General features: G+C 64.9%; 17 protein-coding genes. 11 read left to right on the forward strand and 6 right to left on the reverse strand.

The window, feature by feature from the left end; genetic code table 11:
• Positions 1-61: 61 nt before the first annotated feature.
• Together C454_RS01860 and C454_RS01865 are read right to left on the reverse strand one after the other, a co-directional pair.
• Positions 62-1096, reverse strand: coding sequence for an SGNH/GDSL hydrolase family protein (locus C454_RS01860; protein WP_004972051.1), 1035 nt, complete (start codon positions 1094-1096; stop codon positions 62-64).
• A gap of 639 nt (positions 1097-1735) precedes the next feature.
• Positions 1736-2674 carry a dihydrodipicolinate synthase family protein gene (locus C454_RS01865; RefSeq protein ID WP_081605174.1) on the reverse strand — a complete coding sequence of 313 codons (939 nt, stop codon included), beginning with the start codon at positions 2672-2674 and terminating at the stop codon, positions 1736-1738.
• A gap of 226 nt (positions 2675-2900) precedes the next feature.
• On the opposite strand from C454_RS01865, the gene C454_RS01870 reads away from it, so the two are divergent.
• Both C454_RS01870 and C454_RS01875 read left to right on the forward strand, forming a co-directional pair.
• Positions 2901-3740, forward strand: coding sequence for an NAD-dependent epimerase/dehydratase family protein (locus C454_RS01870; RefSeq protein ID WP_004972056.1), 840 nt, complete (start codon positions 2901-2903; stop codon positions 3738-3740).
• A gap of 141 nt (positions 3741-3881) precedes the next feature.
• Complete coding sequence (locus tag C454_RS01875) at positions 3882-5534, forward strand: right-handed parallel beta-helix repeat-containing protein (RefSeq protein WP_004972059.1); 1653 nt, start codon at positions 3882-3884, stop codon at positions 5532-5534.
• A 137-nt stretch (positions 5535-5671) separates the two neighbouring features.
• Here the strand turns inward: C454_RS01875 and C454_RS01880 are convergent, their stop codons facing one another.
• Entirely contained in the window at positions 5672-6133 is a 462-nt protein-coding gene (locus tag C454_RS01880; RefSeq protein ID WP_004972061.1) for a universal stress protein, read from the reverse strand.
• A gap of 171 nt (positions 6134-6304) precedes the next feature.
• Between C454_RS01880 and C454_RS01885 the strand changes: the two genes are divergently transcribed.
• The 7 genes from C454_RS01885 (at position 6305) to C454_RS01915 (ending at position 13143) form a co-directional block, all read left to right on the forward strand.
• Positions 6305-6526 (forward strand): hypothetical protein, encoded by a 222-nt coding sequence (locus C454_RS01885; RefSeq protein ID WP_004041061.1) that lies wholly within the window; start codon positions 6305-6307, stop codon positions 6524-6526.
• Positions 6527-6649: 123 nt separating this feature from the next.
• The gene (locus C454_RS01890) at positions 6650-8506 is read left to right on the forward strand and encodes an ABC transporter substrate-binding protein (RefSeq protein WP_004972063.1); all 1857 of its coding nucleotides are present in this window, start codon (positions 6650-6652) and stop codon (positions 8504-8506) included.
• 73 nt (positions 8507-8579) lie between these two features.
• A complete protein-coding gene (locus C454_RS01895; protein ID WP_233516863.1) occupies positions 8580-9584 on the forward strand; it encodes an ABC transporter permease in 1005 nt (334 codons plus the stop codon).
• Between the two features lie 2 nt (positions 9585-9586).
• A complete protein-coding gene (locus C454_RS01900; RefSeq protein WP_004972068.1) occupies positions 9587-10612 on the forward strand; it encodes an ABC transporter permease in 1026 nt (341 codons plus the stop codon).
• A 45-nt stretch (positions 10613-10657) separates the two neighbouring features.
• On the forward strand, positions 10658-11728 hold the full coding sequence (locus C454_RS01905; protein WP_004972071.1) for an ABC transporter ATP-binding protein: 1071 nt from the start codon (positions 10658-10660) through the stop codon (positions 11726-11728).
• The gene (locus C454_RS01910) at positions 11725-12786 is read left to right on the forward strand and encodes an ABC transporter ATP-binding protein (protein WP_004972073.1); all 1062 of its coding nucleotides are present in this window, start codon (positions 11725-11727) and stop codon (positions 12784-12786) included. Before C454_RS01905 ends, C454_RS01910 begins: the two co-directional genes overlap by 4 nt.
• A gap of 138 nt (positions 12787-12924) precedes the next feature.
• Positions 12925-13143: a hypothetical protein gene (locus tag C454_RS01915; RefSeq protein WP_049904912.1), complete on the forward strand. Its 219-nt coding sequence runs from the start codon at positions 12925-12927 to the stop codon at positions 13141-13143.
• Between the two features lie 153 nt (positions 13144-13296).
• Here the strand turns inward: C454_RS01915 and C454_RS01920 are convergent, their stop codons facing one another.
• Positions 13297-14427: an enolase C-terminal domain-like protein gene (locus C454_RS01920; RefSeq protein WP_004972077.1), complete on the reverse strand. Its 1131-nt coding sequence runs from the start codon at positions 14425-14427 to the stop codon at positions 13297-13299.
• A 131-nt stretch (positions 14428-14558) separates the two neighbouring features.
• Entirely contained in the window at positions 14559-15986 is a 1428-nt protein-coding gene (locus C454_RS01925; protein WP_081605175.1) for a sulfatase family protein, read from the reverse strand.
• A 56-nt stretch (positions 15987-16042) separates the two neighbouring features.
• On the opposite strand from C454_RS01925, the gene C454_RS01930 reads away from it, so the two are divergent.
• A complete protein-coding gene (locus C454_RS01930) occupies positions 16043-17659 on the forward strand; it encodes a glycosyl hydrolase family 28 protein (RefSeq protein ID WP_338072488.1) in 1617 nt (538 codons plus the stop codon).
• Positions 17660-17828: 169 nt separating this feature from the next.
• Positions 17829-18245 (forward strand): GlcG/HbpS family heme-binding protein, encoded by a 417-nt coding sequence (locus C454_RS01935; RefSeq protein ID WP_004972082.1) that lies wholly within the window; start codon positions 17829-17831, stop codon positions 18243-18245.
• An 84-nt stretch (positions 18246-18329) separates the two neighbouring features.
• Here C454_RS01935 and C454_RS01940 read toward each other — a convergent pair whose 3' ends face one another.
• Complete coding sequence (locus tag C454_RS01940; protein WP_004972084.1) at positions 18330-19193, reverse strand: SMP-30/gluconolactonase/LRE family protein; 864 nt, start codon at positions 19191-19193, stop codon at positions 18330-18332.
• Positions 19194-19492 lie beyond the last annotated feature (299 nt).

The following is a 19492-nucleotide window of genomic DNA, read 5'->3' on the forward strand; positions in this document are numbered from 1 at the left end:
CTCGCGGAGATTTCGTTCGGAAAATTCGACTACGAGAGCGTCTGAGTCGCGCACATCCCGGTCAATCGTCCATGAGAGATTCGAGCTCGCGCGCGAGGCGCTCGCCGATGCGAACCATCGCGTCGTCGCCGGGGTGAACGAGGTCGGTCGTCATCCCGCTGGCGGTCGGCAGGAGGTCGGGACCCTCCACGAGGTGGACGTTGTCGTAGCCGCACTCGGCGACCACGTCGCGGAGGTGCTGGCGGAACGTCTCGGAGAGCGTCGCTTCCTCGTGGTCTCGTTTGTATTCGCGCACGTGCGGGAACAGCGTGATGCAGGCGACGGGTTTCGTCGGGTTCGCCGCGGCGACGGTCTCGACCATGTCCGCGGCCCGGTCGCGGAACTCGTCGGGCGAGAACCGACCGACCATGTTCACCGAAAGCGAGAGCGTCGCCACGTCCCAGTCGTCGCGGGCGGCGATGTGCTCGGCCATCGCGGGGTCGCAGTAGGCGGTCCCGCAGGAGCCGAGGTTTATCGGGTCCGCGCCGAGTCGCCGCGCCGTCTGGTTGACGTACGTGAGCATCTCCGCCGACGGGGCCTCGCCCTCGGTAATCGACGTGCCGTACGCGAGGTATCGGAGGCTCGGCACCTCGTCGGCGGTCGGCGGCCGCCGCGCGCCCTCGACGTCGTGGTAGTAGATGTGGCCGCCGCGGTGGTCGCCGGGGAAGACGAGTCGACACACGTCGGGCGCGTAGCGCATCTCGCCGGTCGCTTCGGGGTCGAGGTCGGAAAGCGACTCCGGGGGAGATAGTTCGACCGTCTTCGGTTCCGGCCCGAGCGTGAACTCCTCGCCTGTCGCCTGAAAGTCCCCCCAGAACGGACGAACGAGGCTGTTTCGCTCCTCGGAGGAGAGCGTGATACGAACCGTCTCCTCCGGGACGAACCGTATCTCGGTCCCCGCCGGGTGAGACATCCGCGTCTGCGCGCCGGTGTTCAGGCCGCTCCTGACCGCCTCCGGAACGCGGAGCAATCGAAGTCCCTCGCGGGGCCGAACCCGTTGGAGCGCCCTGACGTTGTGGAACTGAATGTCGTCGTGCTGGATATCGTCGTGCTGCATACCGTGTGAGTCTCGCACACGCCGCACCTACTTATCGCTACCTCCAGCGACCGACGCGCGGCGGCGAGCGCGGCGAGATTCGGCGCGAGACGAGCCCTCGTCCGGCAGTCGGGTTCCCGAGGCGGGAAAATTACAGACATATGTTTGTAATTTGTCGGCGGCTATAGCGCCGAATTCGCGCGTTCGCCGTTCGGAGCGGCGAGCCAAAAAGAACCTCAAACCAGCTAAACCCCCGATTCAACGCAGTTAGAGGCTCGAAACGACCCGTTCGCAAGCAGGGAACGGGAAACCCATCGAGAGTGAACAATGAGGCACAATTCGGCGATTGTTCGTTCGCTAGTGGCGAACAAAATCGGGTGGTACGCGGACCGCGCGGCGCTCAGTCTCCGGAGGGCTGTCCGCTCGGCTGCCCGAAGTGAGGAGTAACGCAGTTGTCACGGGTCGAGAGCCGATGGGTTACAAACGGACCGATGAGACAACGGCTCGGCAACGGAGTGAGGACGGCGAGACGACGAAAAGCGGTGGTGGGGCGCGTCCGACCGATGCGGCCGGGTGGCGTCAGACAGGTGTGGTGAGCGTGGTCAGTCGGTGTCGCTGCGGTCGGAGCCGTCGGTTCGCGCTCCGGTCGCAGTCGTCGGTTCAGTCGATGACGCGGGCGATGCCGTCGTCGAGTTCCTCGTACAGTTCCTCGGCGCGGCGCTCGTCGGCGGCCGACAGCGACCGAATCGGCTCGCGGACGTTCCCGCCGTGCAGGCCGGCCAGTTCGAGGCCTTTCTTCACCGCGGAGACGCTGATCGCGCCGGGCAGGTCGTTGTCCTCGCCCGTCTCGCCGCGGAAGTCCTGGAAGGGAAGCGTCAGGTCGCGAATCTCGCGGGCGTGCTCCCAGTTCTCCTCGGTGAGCGCCTCGAACAGCGCGAGGCCGATTTCCGGGCGGAAGTTACTGACGCCCGCGGAGAATCCCTCGATACCCTCGTTCCAGAACGAGACGGCGAAGGGTTCGGCGAGGCCGTCCACCCAGACCACGTCGTCGTCCGCGGCGGCGACGGCGGAGCCGAGTTTGACCGGGTCCTCGATGGCGTACTTGACGCCGACGACGCCCTCGATGCGCGAGAGGTCGCGGAGGAAGGAGACCGAGGGGTCGAAGCCGCGGACGTAGGGAACGAGCGGCGTGTCGGTCGCGGCGTCGAGCTTCTCGTAGTAGCGGAGCAGTCCGCGCTCGTGGACGTAGGTGTGGTCCGGCGGCATGACCATCATCGCGTCCACGCCGATGCGGTCGTAGGCTTCCATCAGGTCGGTCGCGGCCTTCGTCGACCCGCCGACGCCGGCGAGGACGCAGGCGCTGTCGGGGAGCGCTTCGACGCTCGTCTCCGTCACGTCGACGCGCTCCTGTTGGGTCAGCGAGTGATATTCGCTGATGTTCGCGGCCGCGAGGAACGACGAGATACCGTCGCCGGAAAGCGACTTCGCGTTAGCTTCGAGTTTGTCGTGTTCGATCTCCAGGTCGTCGTCGAACGGCGTGAGCAAGCCGACGGCGACGCCACGGAGACGACTACGTACACGGTCGTCTGCGAGTGGCATGGTACAGTCAATCTGAGTCAACCGTGATAAAGGCATCGTCAACCCCTGAATCCGGTGTTCGCGCGCGAGAGCGCCCGCGAGTGGCCCATCCGCGAATCAACAGTCAGGCTTTGTGAACTATCGAAACGGTCGGGGGGTCGATTCCCGGCCGACGAGCGACGCCGGCGCGAAGTCGGATTTCGCGGTCACCCATCAATTTATTACGATTTGGTCAGAGTGGATTCGTATGGACGTCTTGATGACCGGCGTCTATGGCCGGTGCGGCACCGCAGTCATAGACCACCTGCACGACGACGACGACTACGACTTCACGTACTTCAACCGCTCCGACCGTCCCGACGACCACCCCTACGGTGGCTACGACACCGTCGTCGGCGACGTGTCCGACTACGACGCCCTCAACGACGCCGCGGAGGGACAGGACGCCATGATCCACATGGCGGCGTACCCCTACACCGACGGCACGTGGGAGGACATCTTCGAGCCCAACATCATCGGGATGTACAACGCGCTCGAAGTCGCCCGCGAGAACGAAATCGAGTCGTTCGTCTTCCTCTCGACCAACCACGTCATGGGCGGCTACGAGGACGAGTTCTCCCCCGAGATTTACGAGCCGGGTCACGGCCTCGTCGTCGGCCACGACGACCCCGTCCGCCCCGACTCGTTCTACGGCGCGTCGAAGGCCTACGGCGAGGACATGGGCCGATACTACGTCGAGAACTACGAATACCCCAAGCAGTTCTACGCCCTCCGGGTATGCAGCGTCCGGATGCCGGAGTACGACCACCCCTACGGCGACGCCGAGCAGGCCGTCGAGAACGGCGAGTTCGAGCGCGGGAGCGCCGAGTACGAAGAGACCGTCGGGCGCATGAAGGCGATGTGGCAGTCCCGCCGCGACTTCGCCCACGAAATCGACTGCTGTCTGCAGGACGACAACGTCGAGTTCGGTATCTTCAGCGGCGTGAGCGACAACCAGCGCCGGTGGTACGACCTCGAACACGCCCGCTCGCAGATCGGGTACCACCCGCAGGACGACGGCGAGGAGTGGGATAGCCCGCCGGAGTAGTCCCGAACGTCCGAGCCACGTCCCGCTGTCTGTCCCGTCTGTCCCATTTTCGATTCTTCTGCCGACGCGTCGTCGCTGACGCAAGCCGACCTGATTCTGCAATTAACTTTATGTGTATTTGTTAAAAACGGGTTCGTGGGTATGAAAGACACACCCACAGCCAGCGATTCGAACCGAGCCTCGCTCACCAGACGAACCGCGCTCGCGCTCCTCGGGGGCACGGGTGTCGCGGCGCTGTCCGGCACCGCGGCCGCCCAGTCCGACGACGAACGCGAGGGCGACGAGAGTCGCGGGAACGGTCGCGGAACCGACGGAAAGCCGTGGAATCGAGACGTCGACGCGAACGGGAACAGCCTGTATAACCTCGCGTCGCTCGACGTGGACCACCTCTACACCTCGGCGCGCGACGCCGACGTCATCGTCTGGAAGGACGACGACGGGACGTTCCACGCGGACGGCGCGGACGGCGAAGTCGCGTCGGGCGACGGCGTCGTACCGGTCGCGCAGGCGGCCGTCGACAGCCTCACCGAGGGGCGGACGTGGAACGAGAAGGTGCTCATCGCCTCGCCCGGCGAGATTACCGGCGCGGACGGCAACCTCGAACTCCCGAGTTACACGACTCTCGACGCGCCGGTGACGCTCTCGATTCCGGACGGGGAGTCGGTGCCGCCGGTCGTCCGGGCCGTCGGCGCGGAACACGTCGAGGTAGAGTCCCTCGTCGTCGACGGGCCCGCGGCGATGGGTGTCCGGCTCACCAGTTGTTCGAACGTCCGTCTCGGCGACATCCGCATCACGGGCGTGACGAGCGACGGCATCCGCATCGACGGGCGGGGCGACGCGCCCCGGTCGACCGACATCCAGATGGGACAGATATACATCGAGGGGAACGGCCACCACGGCGTCGAGACCTACGGCGTCGACCGCATCCAAATCGAGCAGGTCGTCGGCAACGACCCCGCGAGCTGCGTCGTCCTCCTCAACGACACCGTCGACGCGACGGTGAACAGCGTCGTCGGCCTCGAACCCGGCGGCCCCGCGGGCTACGCGACGTTCCGCGTCGCCAACGGCGCGCACGACGTGACGGTCGGCGAGGTCGTCAGCCGCGGCGGCAATCGAGGCGTCTTCGGCGTCTCCGAGTGTTACGACATCACCATCGGCCACGTCAACATCGAGGGCGCGGAGGACCAGGGTATTCTCATCCAGAACTGCCGGGACTTCACCGTGCAGGGCGGCGTCGTCAAGAACACGAACGGCGACGGCGTCCGCATCGACTCGCGGAACGACGGCGAACAGCTTCCCGCGGAGGGCATCTCCATCAGCAACCTCCGGGTCTACGACGACCGCGACGAGCCGAAACAGACGTGGGGAATCCTCGAAACCGGCCCGGCGTGCAACCACAACCGCATCGTCAACAACGACGTGCGGGGCGGCGGAACGACCCGGAACATCGGGATTTTCTCGAACACCACGGTCGTGCGGGACAACGTCGGCGGCGGCTTCGCCGACGGCGAGGTGACGCTCTCGGCCGGCGAGTCGCCCGCGGCCCGCGTCGAGGGAATCAGCGAGTTCCCCGACGTGACCATCCCGGGGAGCGTCGACGAACCGGAGGACTTCGAGGCGTCGGCGCTCTCGGTCCGCGCGAAGCCCGCGACCACGGGGTCGTCGGAGACGTACGCGTGGGAGAGCTACGTGGAATGGAACGGCTCCGCCGGGAGTTGGGACCTCGTCTTCGAGTGGCGCACCGACCCCGGCGTCGACGTGCCGCTCGACTACGTCGTGGACAAGACGCGCTGAAGCGGCCGTCGCACCCGGCGGCTGACGGCCGACGTGGACGACTGCCGACGTGGACGATTGCCGACGGCTGATGACGAACGACTGCGCGGTCGATGAGTCCGAAAAACAGGTGACGGTTCAGACCGCCGCGGCGACGCTCACTCGGTGTGAAGCGTCACGTAGCCGTCGAAGTTGAGAATCACGAACTGCGCGAGGTCGCCGAACAGCGCCTTCCCGGTCGGCGAGCGGTTCCGACCGAGGATGAACACGTGGTCTGCGCCCTCCTCTTCTGCGACTTCGATGACCGTCTCGGCGCGCTCTTTCTCACTGGCGATTCGCGGGACGATTTCGTAGGACACCTCGTCGTCGGTCCCGAAGACCTCTCGGGCGACTTCCTCGGCGTCGTTCATCGCGCCCTTGAACGCGTCCTGTTCCGTGTACGACGTGTGCTCGACGTCGCCGATGGTGTCGAGGACCTCCTGAGTCTCCTCGAACTCGTCTTCGGTGAGCGTGACGAGGAGGACGAGGTCGGCGTCCGCGCCGAGCGCGTGTTCTCTGGCCTCCCGGAGGAGGTCCGCGTGTAAGTCGGTGTTCTCGATGAGTACTAATCCTCTGTCCATGCACCTGCATTTCGTCTCGTCTTATCTAAGTCTACCGCAGGAACGGACGGCGCGGGCGGGGTCGGCGGGAGTGCGAGCCACCGGACCGCGCTCTTCTCACTCGCGTGCGACGCGCGACTCGTCGCCCGGCGGGGCAGTATACTGAAATACACCGCGGTACTCTACGTAGGCATGCCCGAAACGAGTCTCGCCGACGTGCTCCGCGACTACGAGACCCGGATGAAGTTCGTCCTCGTCATCTCGCTGGCCTCTATCGTCCTGCTACTCATCTCGCTCCCGTCTATCGAGCCGGGAACGACGACCCACGCGCTCGTCTACCTCCAGCTGACGACGTTCGGCGGGTTGGCGGTCCTGATGCTCGGACTCCTCCTGTGGACGGCCAGAAGCGCGTGAGAGACGTTCATCGAACCCTGACAGTCAGGAATCACAACTATGATAGTTATTTTCTCTGGCACGGCCAGTATGGACAAATCCAGTATCTATATTAACCGGGAGTATCATGATAGATGATACCGCATGGCTGGAAAGCGTTCAACCAACTGGAGTAGACGAGACCTTATCAAATACGGGGCAGTCGCTGGCACAGCGGGTCTGGCAGGCTGTTTCGATAGCTCGGGGCAGACGACGACGGAAGAGGGCACCGAAGGCGGCACGGACGGCGGTACGAGCACCGAGGGCGGCGCGACCATCGCCGACGACACCCTCGACTACCCCGCGGGCCGACCCGCGACGGACGTGCAGTTCAACCGTTACAGTCTCGGCAACTACGCGCACACCCTGCAGGACCAACTGTTCGAGGAAGTCGCGCGCGGCTACGCCGACGGGACGGTCCGACCCGACCTGCTCGAAGACATGACCGTCGACGGGCGGACCCTCACGCTGACGTTCCCCGAGGGGTTCAAGTGGTGGAACGGCGACGACCTGACGGCCGAGGACTACTACATCGGCCTCGAAATCGACCGCCTGCAGTCGCCCGAGCAGTCGCCCATCGAGAGCAACACGCTCGTGGACGACTACACCATCGAGCGGACGTTCAAGACGGCCGTCTCGCCCAACCTCATGAAGGCGAACGTCGCCGAGACGTTCGTCAACACCCCGCGGTCGGTCTACCGCGAATACCTCACGCGCTACGAGGAAGCATCGAGTGACAGCGAGCGCGAGAGCGTGACGAGCGACCTCCTCGACATGAGCATCACGACCCAACAGCTCATCGACGAGGGACTCGGCAACGCGCTGTACCGCGTCACCGGCTTCAACTCCTCGGAGACCATCCTCGAGAAGTTCGAAGACCACCCGTACGCGAGTCGCACGGACATCCCGAACGTCCGCATCATCCCCGAGACGACCTCCGACGTGGAGTCGCTGTCGGTGAACGACCAACTCGACATGAACCCCGACGTGCTCATGTCGGAGTCCCAGCAGTCCCGGTACCCGGACAACATCGAGAACGTCTACCGGCTCAACTGGTTCCGCACCCAGAAGTTCACGTTCAACTTCAAGAACGAGCACATCGCGAGGCTCCCCGTCCGACGCGCCATCGTCAACGCGGTGGACTTCGAATCGATGGTCGCCGCGATGCGGCAGGCCGGAACCGTCGGCGCGCCCGCCGAGAACCAGACGGCGCTGCGCTCGACGATTCACGAGGAGTACCTCGGTTCGGACTTCGTCGACCAGCTCATCGACTACCCGGTCGGCAAGGACCTCGAAACCGCGACGCAGCTGCTCGAAGACGCCGGCTACACCAAGGAGAACGGGACGTGGGTCGACCCCGACGGCGAGTCCTTCACGTTCACCGTCCTCACGCAGAACAACAACACCCAGGTGCAGGCGACGAAGGTCTTCAACGACCAGCTCAACGCGTTCGGCATCCAGACGAAGATTAGCACGGTCAGCTCGACCGACTACTACCAGCGCCTCCAAACGTACGAGGCGGACATCTTCTGGATATGGCACGTCGCGAAGGCGCTTTGGCACCCGACGGCGTACTTCTCGAACAACTTCTACGGCATCGAGGTCGGCGACCCGTCCAGCGGGAACGAGACCGGCCCGACGGGCAAGCCCTTCACGACGACCATCCCGAGCGAGGTCGGCGCGACCGAGGTTTCGGGCAGCGGCAAGGAGATCCAGCCCGCACAGCTCATGAACGACCTGCCGAACTCCGAGTCGGCAGAACAGGTCAAAGAGCGGACCCGCGACCTCGTCCAGTGGTTCAACTACGCGCTTCCGGACTTCGTCTTCGTCGAGGAAGACTCCGGCTACTGGGGCGACACGCAGGACTTCTCCATGCCGACGGGCGACGACTACGAACTCAACACGAACCGGCCGGGCGAGTTCTCGTTCAAGAACGGATGGATTAGCTCGAACTCGGAGTAAGGTCAGACGGCACCCCCAACGGGCTTAACCACCACAATTAAGCCCTCTCACGCTAGAAGCCAAACTATTAATAATGACACCAAAGTATTTGTTGAAACGTCTCGGGCAAGCGATACTGACGTTTCTCGTCACGATGACGGTCTCGTTTCTGCTGTACCAAGCCATGCCGGGTGGTCCGACGGAGGCGATGCGGAGCGTGATTCTCTCGCAGAGCGGCGGGAGCGTCGACATCGACCGACTGAACAGGATGATACAGCTCTACACGAACGTGAATCCGGACCAGCCGATGCACGTACAGTACTTCAACTACGCGTCTGACGTGATTCTCCGGCAGGACCTGGGCACTTCGTTCTTCAAGAACGAGAAGGTCACGACGCTCATCATGCAGCGCATCCCGTGGTCGATGTTCATCAGCGTCTACGCGCTCGCGCTGGGCTACTCGCTGAGTATCTTCCTCGGCGTGATGACGGCCTACCGCGAGAAGTCGCGGTTCGACTCCACGGTGTCATCTCTCATCATCGGACTCAACTCGATTCCGTACTACATCGTCGGTGTCGTGCTCATCTACTTCCTCGCCATCCAGAACAACTACTTCCCGACGGGCGGCCGCATCGGCTCGGGAATCGTGGCGGGGTACAACCCCGAGTTCATGCTCAGCCTCGTGAAGCACGCGGCGCTCCCGGCGATTTCGATGGGCGCGCTCGCGACCTCCGGGGCGCTCGCCATGCGCGGCAACGCGATTCGCGTCCTCGGCGAGGACTACATCCGCGTGGCGCAGCTCCGCGGGCTCCGCGAGACCCGCATCGCCACGCAGTACCTCGGGCACAACTCCATCCTCCCGATGTACACGCAGTTCATGATCGGCATCGCCGGCGTCTTCAGCAGCGCCGTCATCGTCGAGGAGGTCTTCGCGTACCCGGGCATGGGTCTCCTGATGTTCGAGGCGGTCAAGACGCAAGACTACCCGCTGTTGATGGGCACGCTCATCGTGTTCACGGCGATTTCGCTGACCGCCATCTTCATCGCCGACCTCACGTACACGCTCATCGACCCGCGCATCTCGGTGGGTGAGGAGTAACTATGAGCGAAGCACATTCCGACTCGTTCGACCTGAAGGACCTCTACGACGAAGACATCGACCCGGACCCGGAATCGCGGGCCGACCGCGCAAAGCGATTCCTCGAAATGAATATCGTCGCCCCCGCGCGCATCGCGGTCGACGACTGGCGCGCGCTCGTCGGCGGCGCGATTCTCGCGTTCTTCCTCCTCATGGGAACCGTCGGCGTCTGGCTCGTCGAGCGGCCGACAAGCGGTGACGCCCCCGTCCTCGCCGCGCCGTTCGAATCGCTCGCGTACCCGCTCGGCACCGACGTGTTCGGCCAGCCGATTCACGCCCAACTCATCCACGCGACGCCGGGCATGTTCAAGATGATCTTCGCGGGCGCGGTCGTGAGCGTCGGCTTCGCCGCCCTCGTGGGCGTCGTCGCCGGCTTCGAACACGGCACTCGCATCGACTCGTTCCTGATGACCATCACCGACGTCGTCATCACGATTCCGGGGCTGCCGCTCATCATCGTCATCACGGCTATCTTCCAGCCCGAGAACCCCTACATCGTCGGGGTGTTCCTCGGCATCGACAACTGGCCGGGACTGGCGCGGACCGTCCGCTCGCAGGTGCTGAGCATCCGCGAGGAGTCCTACGTCGAGGCGTCCGAAATCATGGGCATCCCGCTGTCGTCGATTCTCCGGCGGGACATCCTCTCGCAGCTCATGCCGTACGTGATGATTAACGGGGCGCTCACCTCTCGACGCATCATCTTCGAGTCCGTGGGTCTGTACTTCCTCGGCATCCTGCCCTTCACCACGTTCAACTGGGGCGTGATGATGAACCTCGCGTACGAGGGCAACGCACTCACCCGACCGGACATGCTCCCGTGGATGGTCGCGCCCATGGTCTGTATCTTCCTGCTGTCGTTCGGACTCGTCCTGCTATCGCAGGGGCTCGACAGCCTGTTCAACGTCCGTCTCCGGGCACGCCACGCGAAAACCTCGAAGAAGAAAGGCACCTCGAAGAACAACCAATCGCAGGCGACCGGCGGGGACTGACCCCGTGCCAACACCTATTACCAGACGATGACTACCAACCAAACAATGCGAACGTCGAATCAGAACGACTCGAACCCGGACCAAGACGTCGTGTTCGAAGTCCGCGACCTGGAGGTCACCTTCGGGACCAACCGAGGCGAATCGAGAGTCGTCCGCAACGTCGACTTCGACATCTACCGCAACGAGACGCTCGGCATGGTCGGCGAAAGCGGCAGCGGGAAGTCGATGACCTCGTCCGCGTTGATGAACGCGGTCGTCAGCCCGGGCGAGACCTCTGGTGAGGTCACCTACTACCCGCCCGACGGCGGCGAGCCGATTTCCGTGCTCGAACTCGACGAAGAGGAGCTTCGGAAGTTCCGCTGGGGCGAAGTCGCCATGGTGTTCCAGGGCGCGATGAGTTCGTTCAACCCCGTCAAGAAGGTCCGCGGCCACTTCAAGGAGACCCTCGAAGACCACAACCGCGACGTCGAGGCGGGGCTCGAACGGGCTCACCAGATTCTGGGCGACCTCTACTTGGACCCCGACCGCGTCCTCGACTCGTATCCCTACGAGCTGTCCGGCGGGATGAAACAGCGCGCGCTCGTCGCGCTCGCGCTCATCCTCGAACCGGAGGTGCTCGTGATGGACGAGCCGACCGCCGCGCTCGACCTCCTGATGCAGCGCTCTATCGTGTCGCTGCTCAAGGACCTCAAAGAGGAGTACGACCTGACCATCATCTTCATCACGCACGACCTGCCGCTTCTCACTAAGCTCGCGGACCGGCTCGTCGTGATGTACGCGTTCGACATCGTCGAGGTCGGCTCGACCGAAGAGATTCTCTACGACGCGGCGCACCCGTACACGCGGTCGCTCCTCAACGCGACCCCGGACCTGAACGCGCCCATCGAGGAGATGCAGTCGATTTCGGGCTCGAAGCCCGACCCGGTGACCAACATCCCCGGCTGTTCGTACCGGCCGCGGTGCCCGATGGCCGACGAGTCCTGCGCGGAGGCGGAACCGCCGATGGCGGACCGCGGCAACGGCCACCGAACCGCGTGTTTCTACCACGACGACGTGTCCGACGAAATCCCGATTCCCGCGATGGAAGCGGCCGAAGAGGGCGGTGAGGGCGAATGAGCGTCGATAACTCCATCCTCTCGGTGGACGACGTGTCGGTCCACTTCACCGACAGCAGCGGCTTCCTCGGCCTGTTCGGCGAGCGGCAGACGGTCCGCGCCGTCGACGGCATCTCGCTCGACATCGGCGAGAACGACGTGGTCACGCTCATCGGCGAGTCCGGCTGCGGCAAGTCGACGCTCGGAAAGACCATCATCGGCGCACAAGAGCCGACTCACGGGTCGATTACCTTCCGAGGACAGGACATCTGGGAGGCGAAAAACAGCCGCGACCCGGACATCCCGTTCTCGGAGATTCGGCGGTCCCTCCAGATTATTCACCAGGACCCCGGCAGCGCGCTGAACCCGAACCAGCGCATCCTCACCTCGCTGATGCTCCCGCTGAAGAAGTGGAACCCGAACCTCGGCGAGGAAGAGCGCAGAAAGCGCGTCTACGCGCTCCTCGAACGCGTCGGGCTCACGCCCGCCGAGGACTTCGTCGAGCGGTTCCCCCACCAGCTCTCGGGCGGCGAGAAACAGCGCGTCGTACTCGTTCGGTCGCTGCTCTTGAACCCGGACGTCATCCTCGCCGACGAGGCCATCAGCGCCCTCGACGTGAGCCTCCGGGTGGAGATGATGGACCTGATGCTCGAACTGCAGGACCTGTTCAACACCTCCTACGTCTTCATCAGCCACGACCTCTCGAACGCCCGGTACATCGCCGAGAAGTCCGGCGGCCGCATCGCCGTCATGTACCTCGGCCGCATCGTCGAAGTCGGGCCGATAGAGCAGGTCATCGGCAACCCCCAGCACCCCTACACGCAGGCGCTGAAGTGGGCGACGCCGAACCTCTACGAGGGAGAGGGAGACGACGACCTCCCGATTCGGAAAATCGACATCCCCGACCCGACGAACCGGCCGAGCGGCTGTCACTTCCACCCGCGCTGTCCGAAGGCGCGTGAGGTCTGTGAGACCGACGACCCGGGCGCGTTCGAAGACGAGGACGGCCACGCCGCGCGGTGCTTCCGCGCCGACGACACCCACGAGTACTGGGACAGTCCGAGCATCGTCGACGACTGAGCCAGCCGCTCGGGACGCCGCGACCCAGACCCAGTTTTCAACTATCCGTTTTCGACCCGCAGAGCCGTTCGAGCCGGTCGAACGACGTGCCCGCGAACAGTATCTATTTGTGTGCGGAGAGCTACCGTGTGAGTACGTATGTCAGTCAACGCATCGCGCGTGCCTTCGCTCCGGAAGGCCGCGTCGTCGAACCGGAACTTCATCATGACCGTGCTCTCCGGCGTCTTCATGATTCTGCTCGCGCGCTTCGTCCTCGGCGGGACGCTCGCGGGCATGTTCGGCGTCTGGGGCATCTCGCTCGTCGGCGTCGGCATCGGCGGCTACCTGCTGCTCCGACTCTGGGGCTCGTACAATTGACCGCGGAGCTCAGTCACCGGCACCGAACGTCGAACTAACACACCGAACCGAAAAGCAGCGCGCAACGCCGCGCCAGCGACCGCAGTCGATTCTGTTTCGTAGCGGCCCTCGTCAGTTGTTCCGTACTCCGTTTCGCCGCGCGTTCTCGCGCGGTTACTCGACGCGGTTGGCGTCGATGTAGTCCCAGTCGAACGCGTAGCCGAGGCCGGGCGTCTGCGGGAGTTCGACCACGCCGTTCTCGTCGATTTCGTCCGGCGGGTGTTCGAGGCCGGGGAAGTACGTCTCGTAGTCGTGTTTCGGGTGCAGGAGGCCGCGCTCGTAGTACCGGCCGGGGAACGCCATCGTCCCGAGCAGTTGGAGGTTGGGCGCGTCGCGGCCGTGAATCTCGCACTCGATGTTGAACGACTCGCAGAGGCCGACCGCCTTCAGCGCCGGCGTGATGCCGCCCACGTCGTAGACGCCGACGCGGATGATGTCGGCGATGTCCCGCTTTATCCACTCGGCGCGGGTGTGCATCCGACCCTCGGCGGTCTCGGGGCCGACGACGGCGATGTCGAGTTCGTTCGAGAGCCACTCGTAGGAGGACATCGAGTGTTCGTCCATCGGCTCCTCAATCCAGCGGAAGTCGAGGTCTTCGAGCGCCTTCCCGATTTTCTTGGCCTCGCTTCGGCTGTAGAAGTGGTGGGCGTCGAGCATGAGGTCGATGTCGTCGCCGACGCGCTCGCGGACCGCCCGGCAGGCGGCGATGTCCTGTTCGGGGTCGTCGCCGAACGGCGGCATCCACGTGTGGAGCTTGACGGCCTGATAGCCCTCCTCGACGAGTTCCTCGGCGAAATCGGCGTACGCCTCGGGCGAGCCGAGTCCGTCGGGGTCGTCGTCGCCGACCATCGTGCTGCCGTAGGCCGGGACCGAGTCCCGGGCCGCGCCGATGAGTTGGTAGACCGGGAGGCCGGCGTCCTTGCCGGCGACGTCCCAGAGCGCGCAGTCGATGGGGGCGACGCGCTTGTCTGTGAGCGTTCCCTTGTTCAGTCGCTCGGCCCGACAGAGCAGTTGCCAGAGCTTCTCGCGGTACAGCGGGTTCTCGCCGACGAGGTGCTTTTTCGCGAACTCGTTGGCCGCCTCGTGACCGCCGCGGCAGTAGCCGTCGGGGCCGCCGTCGACGACGACGTGCGTGATGGTCCGCGTCGACTCCCTCGGCTCGCCGGGGTGGCCGTGGCCCTTCTCGTCGGGGTCGATGTGGGACTCACAGCTGAACCGGATGGTACGGATGTCGCTGATCTCCATTCGTGGTAGTCGGTTACGCGGAACGCTCATAAAAGTACGGCGGGACCGGCGATTTCGGGGACCGGACGGCGAGGAGTGCGGGGGAGAGAACCCGGGGAGAGCGGGGGAAAGAACCCGGTGACGCCGGTCGGTCAGTCCAGCACGTCGGCCGGCTCCTCGGGGTACGGCTCGCGGACGAGCCGACCCATGTCGATTTCCTGGTACGGCGCGCGCCGGAGCGTCCCGTTCTCGACGAACTCGTCCGCTCCCGCGTCGGTCAGCTTCTCCGCCAGCGCGTCGCGGAGTTCGGCGACGACCTCGGGGTTGTCGGCGGCGCACTCGTCGAGTTCGTTCGGGTCGGCCGCGAGGTCGAACAGCTGTTCGCGGCCGCTGTTGCGCATGAACACGTACTTCCAGCGGCCCTCGCGGACCATCCCGGTGAAGTTCGGCGGGAGCCGCGGCGTCCGGTGGTAGCCGAACAGCCGCTCGCGGGGCTCCGCGTCGCCCCGAATCGTCCCGAGCACGTCGACGCCGTCGCGGAGCTCCTGGTCGCCCGCGGCGGTCGTCGCGATGCCGAACAGGTCGGTCAGCGCCACGAGGTCGTCGCGGCGGTCGCCCTCCGGAAGCTCCGCGGGCCAGCTCACGAGGAACGGGACGCGACACGACGACTCGAAGAACGACGACTTCTCCCAGCCTCGGTGGTCGCCGAGGAGTTCGCCGTGGTCCGAAAAGAAACAGATGAGGGTGTTGTCGGCGTCGTCGCGGGCCTCGACCGCGTCGAGCAGGCGACCGATGCGCCGGTCGACCTCCGAAATCATCCCGTAGTAGTACGCCTTGATGACCCGGACGGTGGTGTCGTCGATTCCGCCCTCGCGGGTCGTCCAGAAGTGGTGGTTCTGGGCGGGTATCTTCTCGTCCATGTGGTCGGTTTCGATGTCGCCTTTCACCGGGTTTCCGAGCCGCTCGGGGTCGTACATCCGGTCGAAGGGCGGTGACGGCGCGAACGGCGGGTGCGGCGGTTCGTACGAGACGAGGCCGAAAAACGGCTCGTCGGTGTCGCGGCCGACGAGGTCGACCGCGCGGTCGGTCATCCACGCCTCGTAGTTGTCGTCCGGCGGGAGTCGGTTCTGTTGGGGGAGGTGGACCATCGCGCCCTGCCGGGCGGTCGTCTTGACCTCGTGGCCGGTCTCCTCGCGGAACGCCTCGAAGCTCAGGTGGTGGTCGTAGCCGAGGTCGATGTCGCGGGGGTGGGCGTGATACTTCCCGACGAGGAACGTCCGGTAGCCACGCTCGCGCATGCTCCGAGCGAGGAAGGGGCCGCACCGGTCTTCGAGATGTCGCGCGTCGCGCTTTTCGTTCCCGAGGTAGCCCGTCGAGACGGCCTCGCAGCCGGTTCGGATGGTGTGTCGCGCCGGAATGCAGATTGGGTCGGGCGAGTAGGCGTTGGTGAAGGAGACGCCGCGGTCGACGAGTCGGTCGATGTTCGGGGTGTGGATTCGACTGTTTCCGAGCGCCTGAATCGTGTCCGACCGTTGCTGGTCAGTCATCACGAACAGGACGTTTGGGCGAGCATCACTCACGGCCGAACTCCGACCACCAGTAGTATAAAGATAGGCCACCGCGACGGTACGGGTACATGCCACCCGCAGCGAGTGCCTTCGACGTGACAGCCTACGCCGACTCGACCGACGACCTCCAGACCGAGGCGTTCCAGACGGCCATCGACGACTGCTCGGAGTCCGGCGGCGGAACCGTCACCGTCCCCAGCGGGACGTACACCGTCGGAACCGTCCATCTCCGAAGTAACGTGACGCTCTATCTGGAGGCCGGCGCGGTCGTCAGCCCCGCGAAGGACGAAGCCGAGTACACGGACAAGTTCATCGGCCCCGACAACGAGCGCATCTTCTTCCTCGCCGAGGACGTCGAGAACGTCACCATCGCCGGCGAGGGCGAGTTCGACGGCCTCGGAACCGAGTTCATGCGGATGGACACGCCCATTCAGGGCCACTCCAACGAGAGCGCGTCGCACCCGCTCATCTCGAACGGCCCCCACGAGGCGCGACAGGGCGACGCCTACCTCTCGCGGACGAAGGGGACCGAGGGCTGGCCCGTCGCGAAGCCCGACTTCCGCCCCGGTCCGATGTTCCGGTTCAACAACTGTACGAACGTCCGCATCCGCGACGTGACCATCCGCGACATGCCCGCGTGGACGCTGTCGTTCCACGGGACCGAGGAGGTCGACATCCGCGGGGTCGACATCCTCAACCACCTGCTCATCCCGAACTGCGACGGCATCGCGCTCGGCGACACGAAGAACGTCCACATCTCCGACTGCACCATCCAGTCGTGCGACGACAGCATCACCTTCGGCGCGCGACCCGACGAGCCGGTGACCTGCGAGGGCATCGTCGTGACGAACTGCACGCTCCGGTCGAGCGCCTGCGCAATCAAGTTCGGCTCGGGCACCGACGACACGATTCGCGACTGCCTGTTCCAGAATATCGTCGTCCAGGAGTCGAACCGCGGCCTCGGCATCCAGCACCGCGACTCGGGCGTCGTCGAGAACGTGCTTTTCACCGACATCGTCGTCAACTCCAACATGCTCCCCGGCCCGTGGTGGGGCAAGGGCGAACCCATCTACGTCACGTCGGTCCCGCGGGACGACGACACCGACCTCGGCGGGATTCGGAACGTGCGCTTTTCGAACATCGTCGCGCGCAGCGAGAACGGGGCGCTCGTCTACGGCTCCGAGGACTCCGACATCGAGACCGTGGAGTTCGACAACGTCCGCATCGAACTCACCGGGAGCGAGCACGCCGACGAGGTGGGCGGCAACTTCGACCTCCAGCCGAGTTCGGTCGTCACGCCCATCTTCGCCAACGACATCGCCGGCGTCCACGTCGAGAACGCCCGCGACGTGACGATGCGCGACGTGACCGTCGAGTGGGACGACACCGACGACCTGCCAGACTACTACCGGAGCGGACTGGCCTGCGAGGACGTTGACGGCCTGCTCGTCGACGGCTTCGTCGGCCGACAGGCCCACCGGGACGACGACGCGGCGGCGATTTCGCTCGTCGACACGACGGACATCACGGTTCGGAACTCCCGGGCGACAGCGGGCACGGGGACGTTCCTCTCGCTTTCGAACACGGACGGCGAACGCCTGTTCGTGAACAACGACCTCATCGACGCCGCCGACGCCGGCGACGTGGAGTCGTTCGAGCGGTCGGGGAACGCCCTCCCGCGGTAACCCGTACGTTCAAGCCGACGCGACAACGACAGACGAACGCGAAAACGCGCAGTCGAGCGCGCGGCGTTCGATTCGGTTCGGATAGCCGTATCGCCGGCTATGTCCGCTAAGACGGCTGTTCTCCCCGTGAACGGTGGTTTTTTCTCCCGAGCGGTCGACGGTCGAGTCGATGGTTCAAGAGCTAACGCTAGCCGAAGCCAAGACGATTCTCGACGCGGCGGAGGAGAAAGCCGAAGAACTCGGCGTCCCGCTGAACCTCGCGGTGACGAACAGCGAGGGGAACCTCCTCGGGTTCCGCCGGATGGACGGCGCGAAGCTCGTCGCGAGCAACATCGCACAGAACAAGGCCTACACCGCGGCCGCGGTCAAGAAGCCGACCCACGAACTGAAGGAAGGAGCCGAACCCGGCGGCGACGTGTACGGCCTCCACACCACCGACAACGGTCGCGTCGTCGTCTTCGGCGGCGGGTTCCCGGTCGAACACGACGGCGTCGTCGTCGGCGCGGTCGGCGCGAGCGGCGGCGCGGTGTCCGAGGACATGGAAGCGTCCCAGGCGGGGCTCGAGGCGTTCGAACCGCTCCGCTGAGACGCCCGCGTCGGAGTCGCCGAGTTCGGGTTCGGTTCCGACGACACCCAATCCAGCGTACCTGTCCTCACGGTCCCTTTTCGGTCAGAAGCGGACGTACGCCGAGCGGTCGGTCTCGGCCGCGTAGAGGCACCCCGTCATGTCCGCGACGTAGAGCGTCGAGCCGTCCGGCCCGCCGAGCGTGCAGTTCGTCGGGCGGTTCTCGGGGAACGGGTGGCGTTCCAGCACCTCGCCCGACGGGGAGAAGACGTAAATCGACGGCCCCGGTCCGCCCTTTTCCCACCCGGCGCAGGCGACGATTTCGCCCGACTCCGTGAGCGTCATGCCGTCGATGCCGCGGTGGTCGCCGAAGTCGTGCAGTATCTCGCGGGGGCCGAGCGACCCGTCGTCCCGAATTGGGTAGGCTCGCAGGTCGGTCTCTTGGTCCGGGCCGTAGGTGCATTCCGCGACGTACAGTCGCGTCTCGTCCGGCGAGAGGAGGATGCCGTTCGGCCGGTCCATCTCGTCGGTGAGCTGGACGAGTCGCCAGTCGTCTCTCGGGTCCGCTCGCTCGGCCCGGAAGACGGAGGTGTGGCCGAGCAACCCCCGGTCCTTGTCGTCGGGGTCGGTGAACCAGACGTCGCCGTCTCGGTCGATTTCGAGGTCGTTCGGCCCGTTGAGCGGCGTCCCCTCGAACTCGTCGACGACGACCGACGCGGGCTCGTCCGGGGTGAGCGCGGCGATGCGGTGGCCCTCGGCCTCACAGGCGTACAGCTCGCCGTCGAGGCCCTCGTGAAGCCCGACCGCGCCGGCGGTCGAGTCGATGTAGACGCCGGTCTCCCCCGTCTCGGGGTCGTATTCGAGGACCCGATGCTCCGTTATCTCCGTGAATCGAACCGCGTCGCCGGTCCAAATCGGGCCCTCAGTCGCCCGGAACGGACCCGCGACTCGCTCGAACTCCCATGCCATCGAGTGGTCGTTCTTTCCACGGGGACTTAAACGTCGTCCGACGGGCTCGGAGTCGGTCGCTCGGTCGTGAGATTCCGTTTTGTCAATTGCAATTCCAATTTTAGAAACAAGATAGGGAGGGACGTTGTCCAACGGAAGCGACACAGCACTGTCCGAATTACGGACTCGGCACAGAACAGAATCCGAGAAGAAGTATAAAATTATTTTGATAGTTTGAGTAAGCAACGTTCGAAATGTCATATTGAGTTTCCGAGAAGAATATATTTTAGAATACTTTGCTCAAATACATACCCTAATTG

Origin of the sequence: Haloferax gibbonsii ATCC 33959 (assembly GCF_000336775.1) — an archaeon.
In the GTDB taxonomy this organism is placed as follows: Archaea; Halobacteriota; Halobacteria; order Halobacteriales; family Haloferacaceae; genus Haloferax; species Haloferax gibbonsii.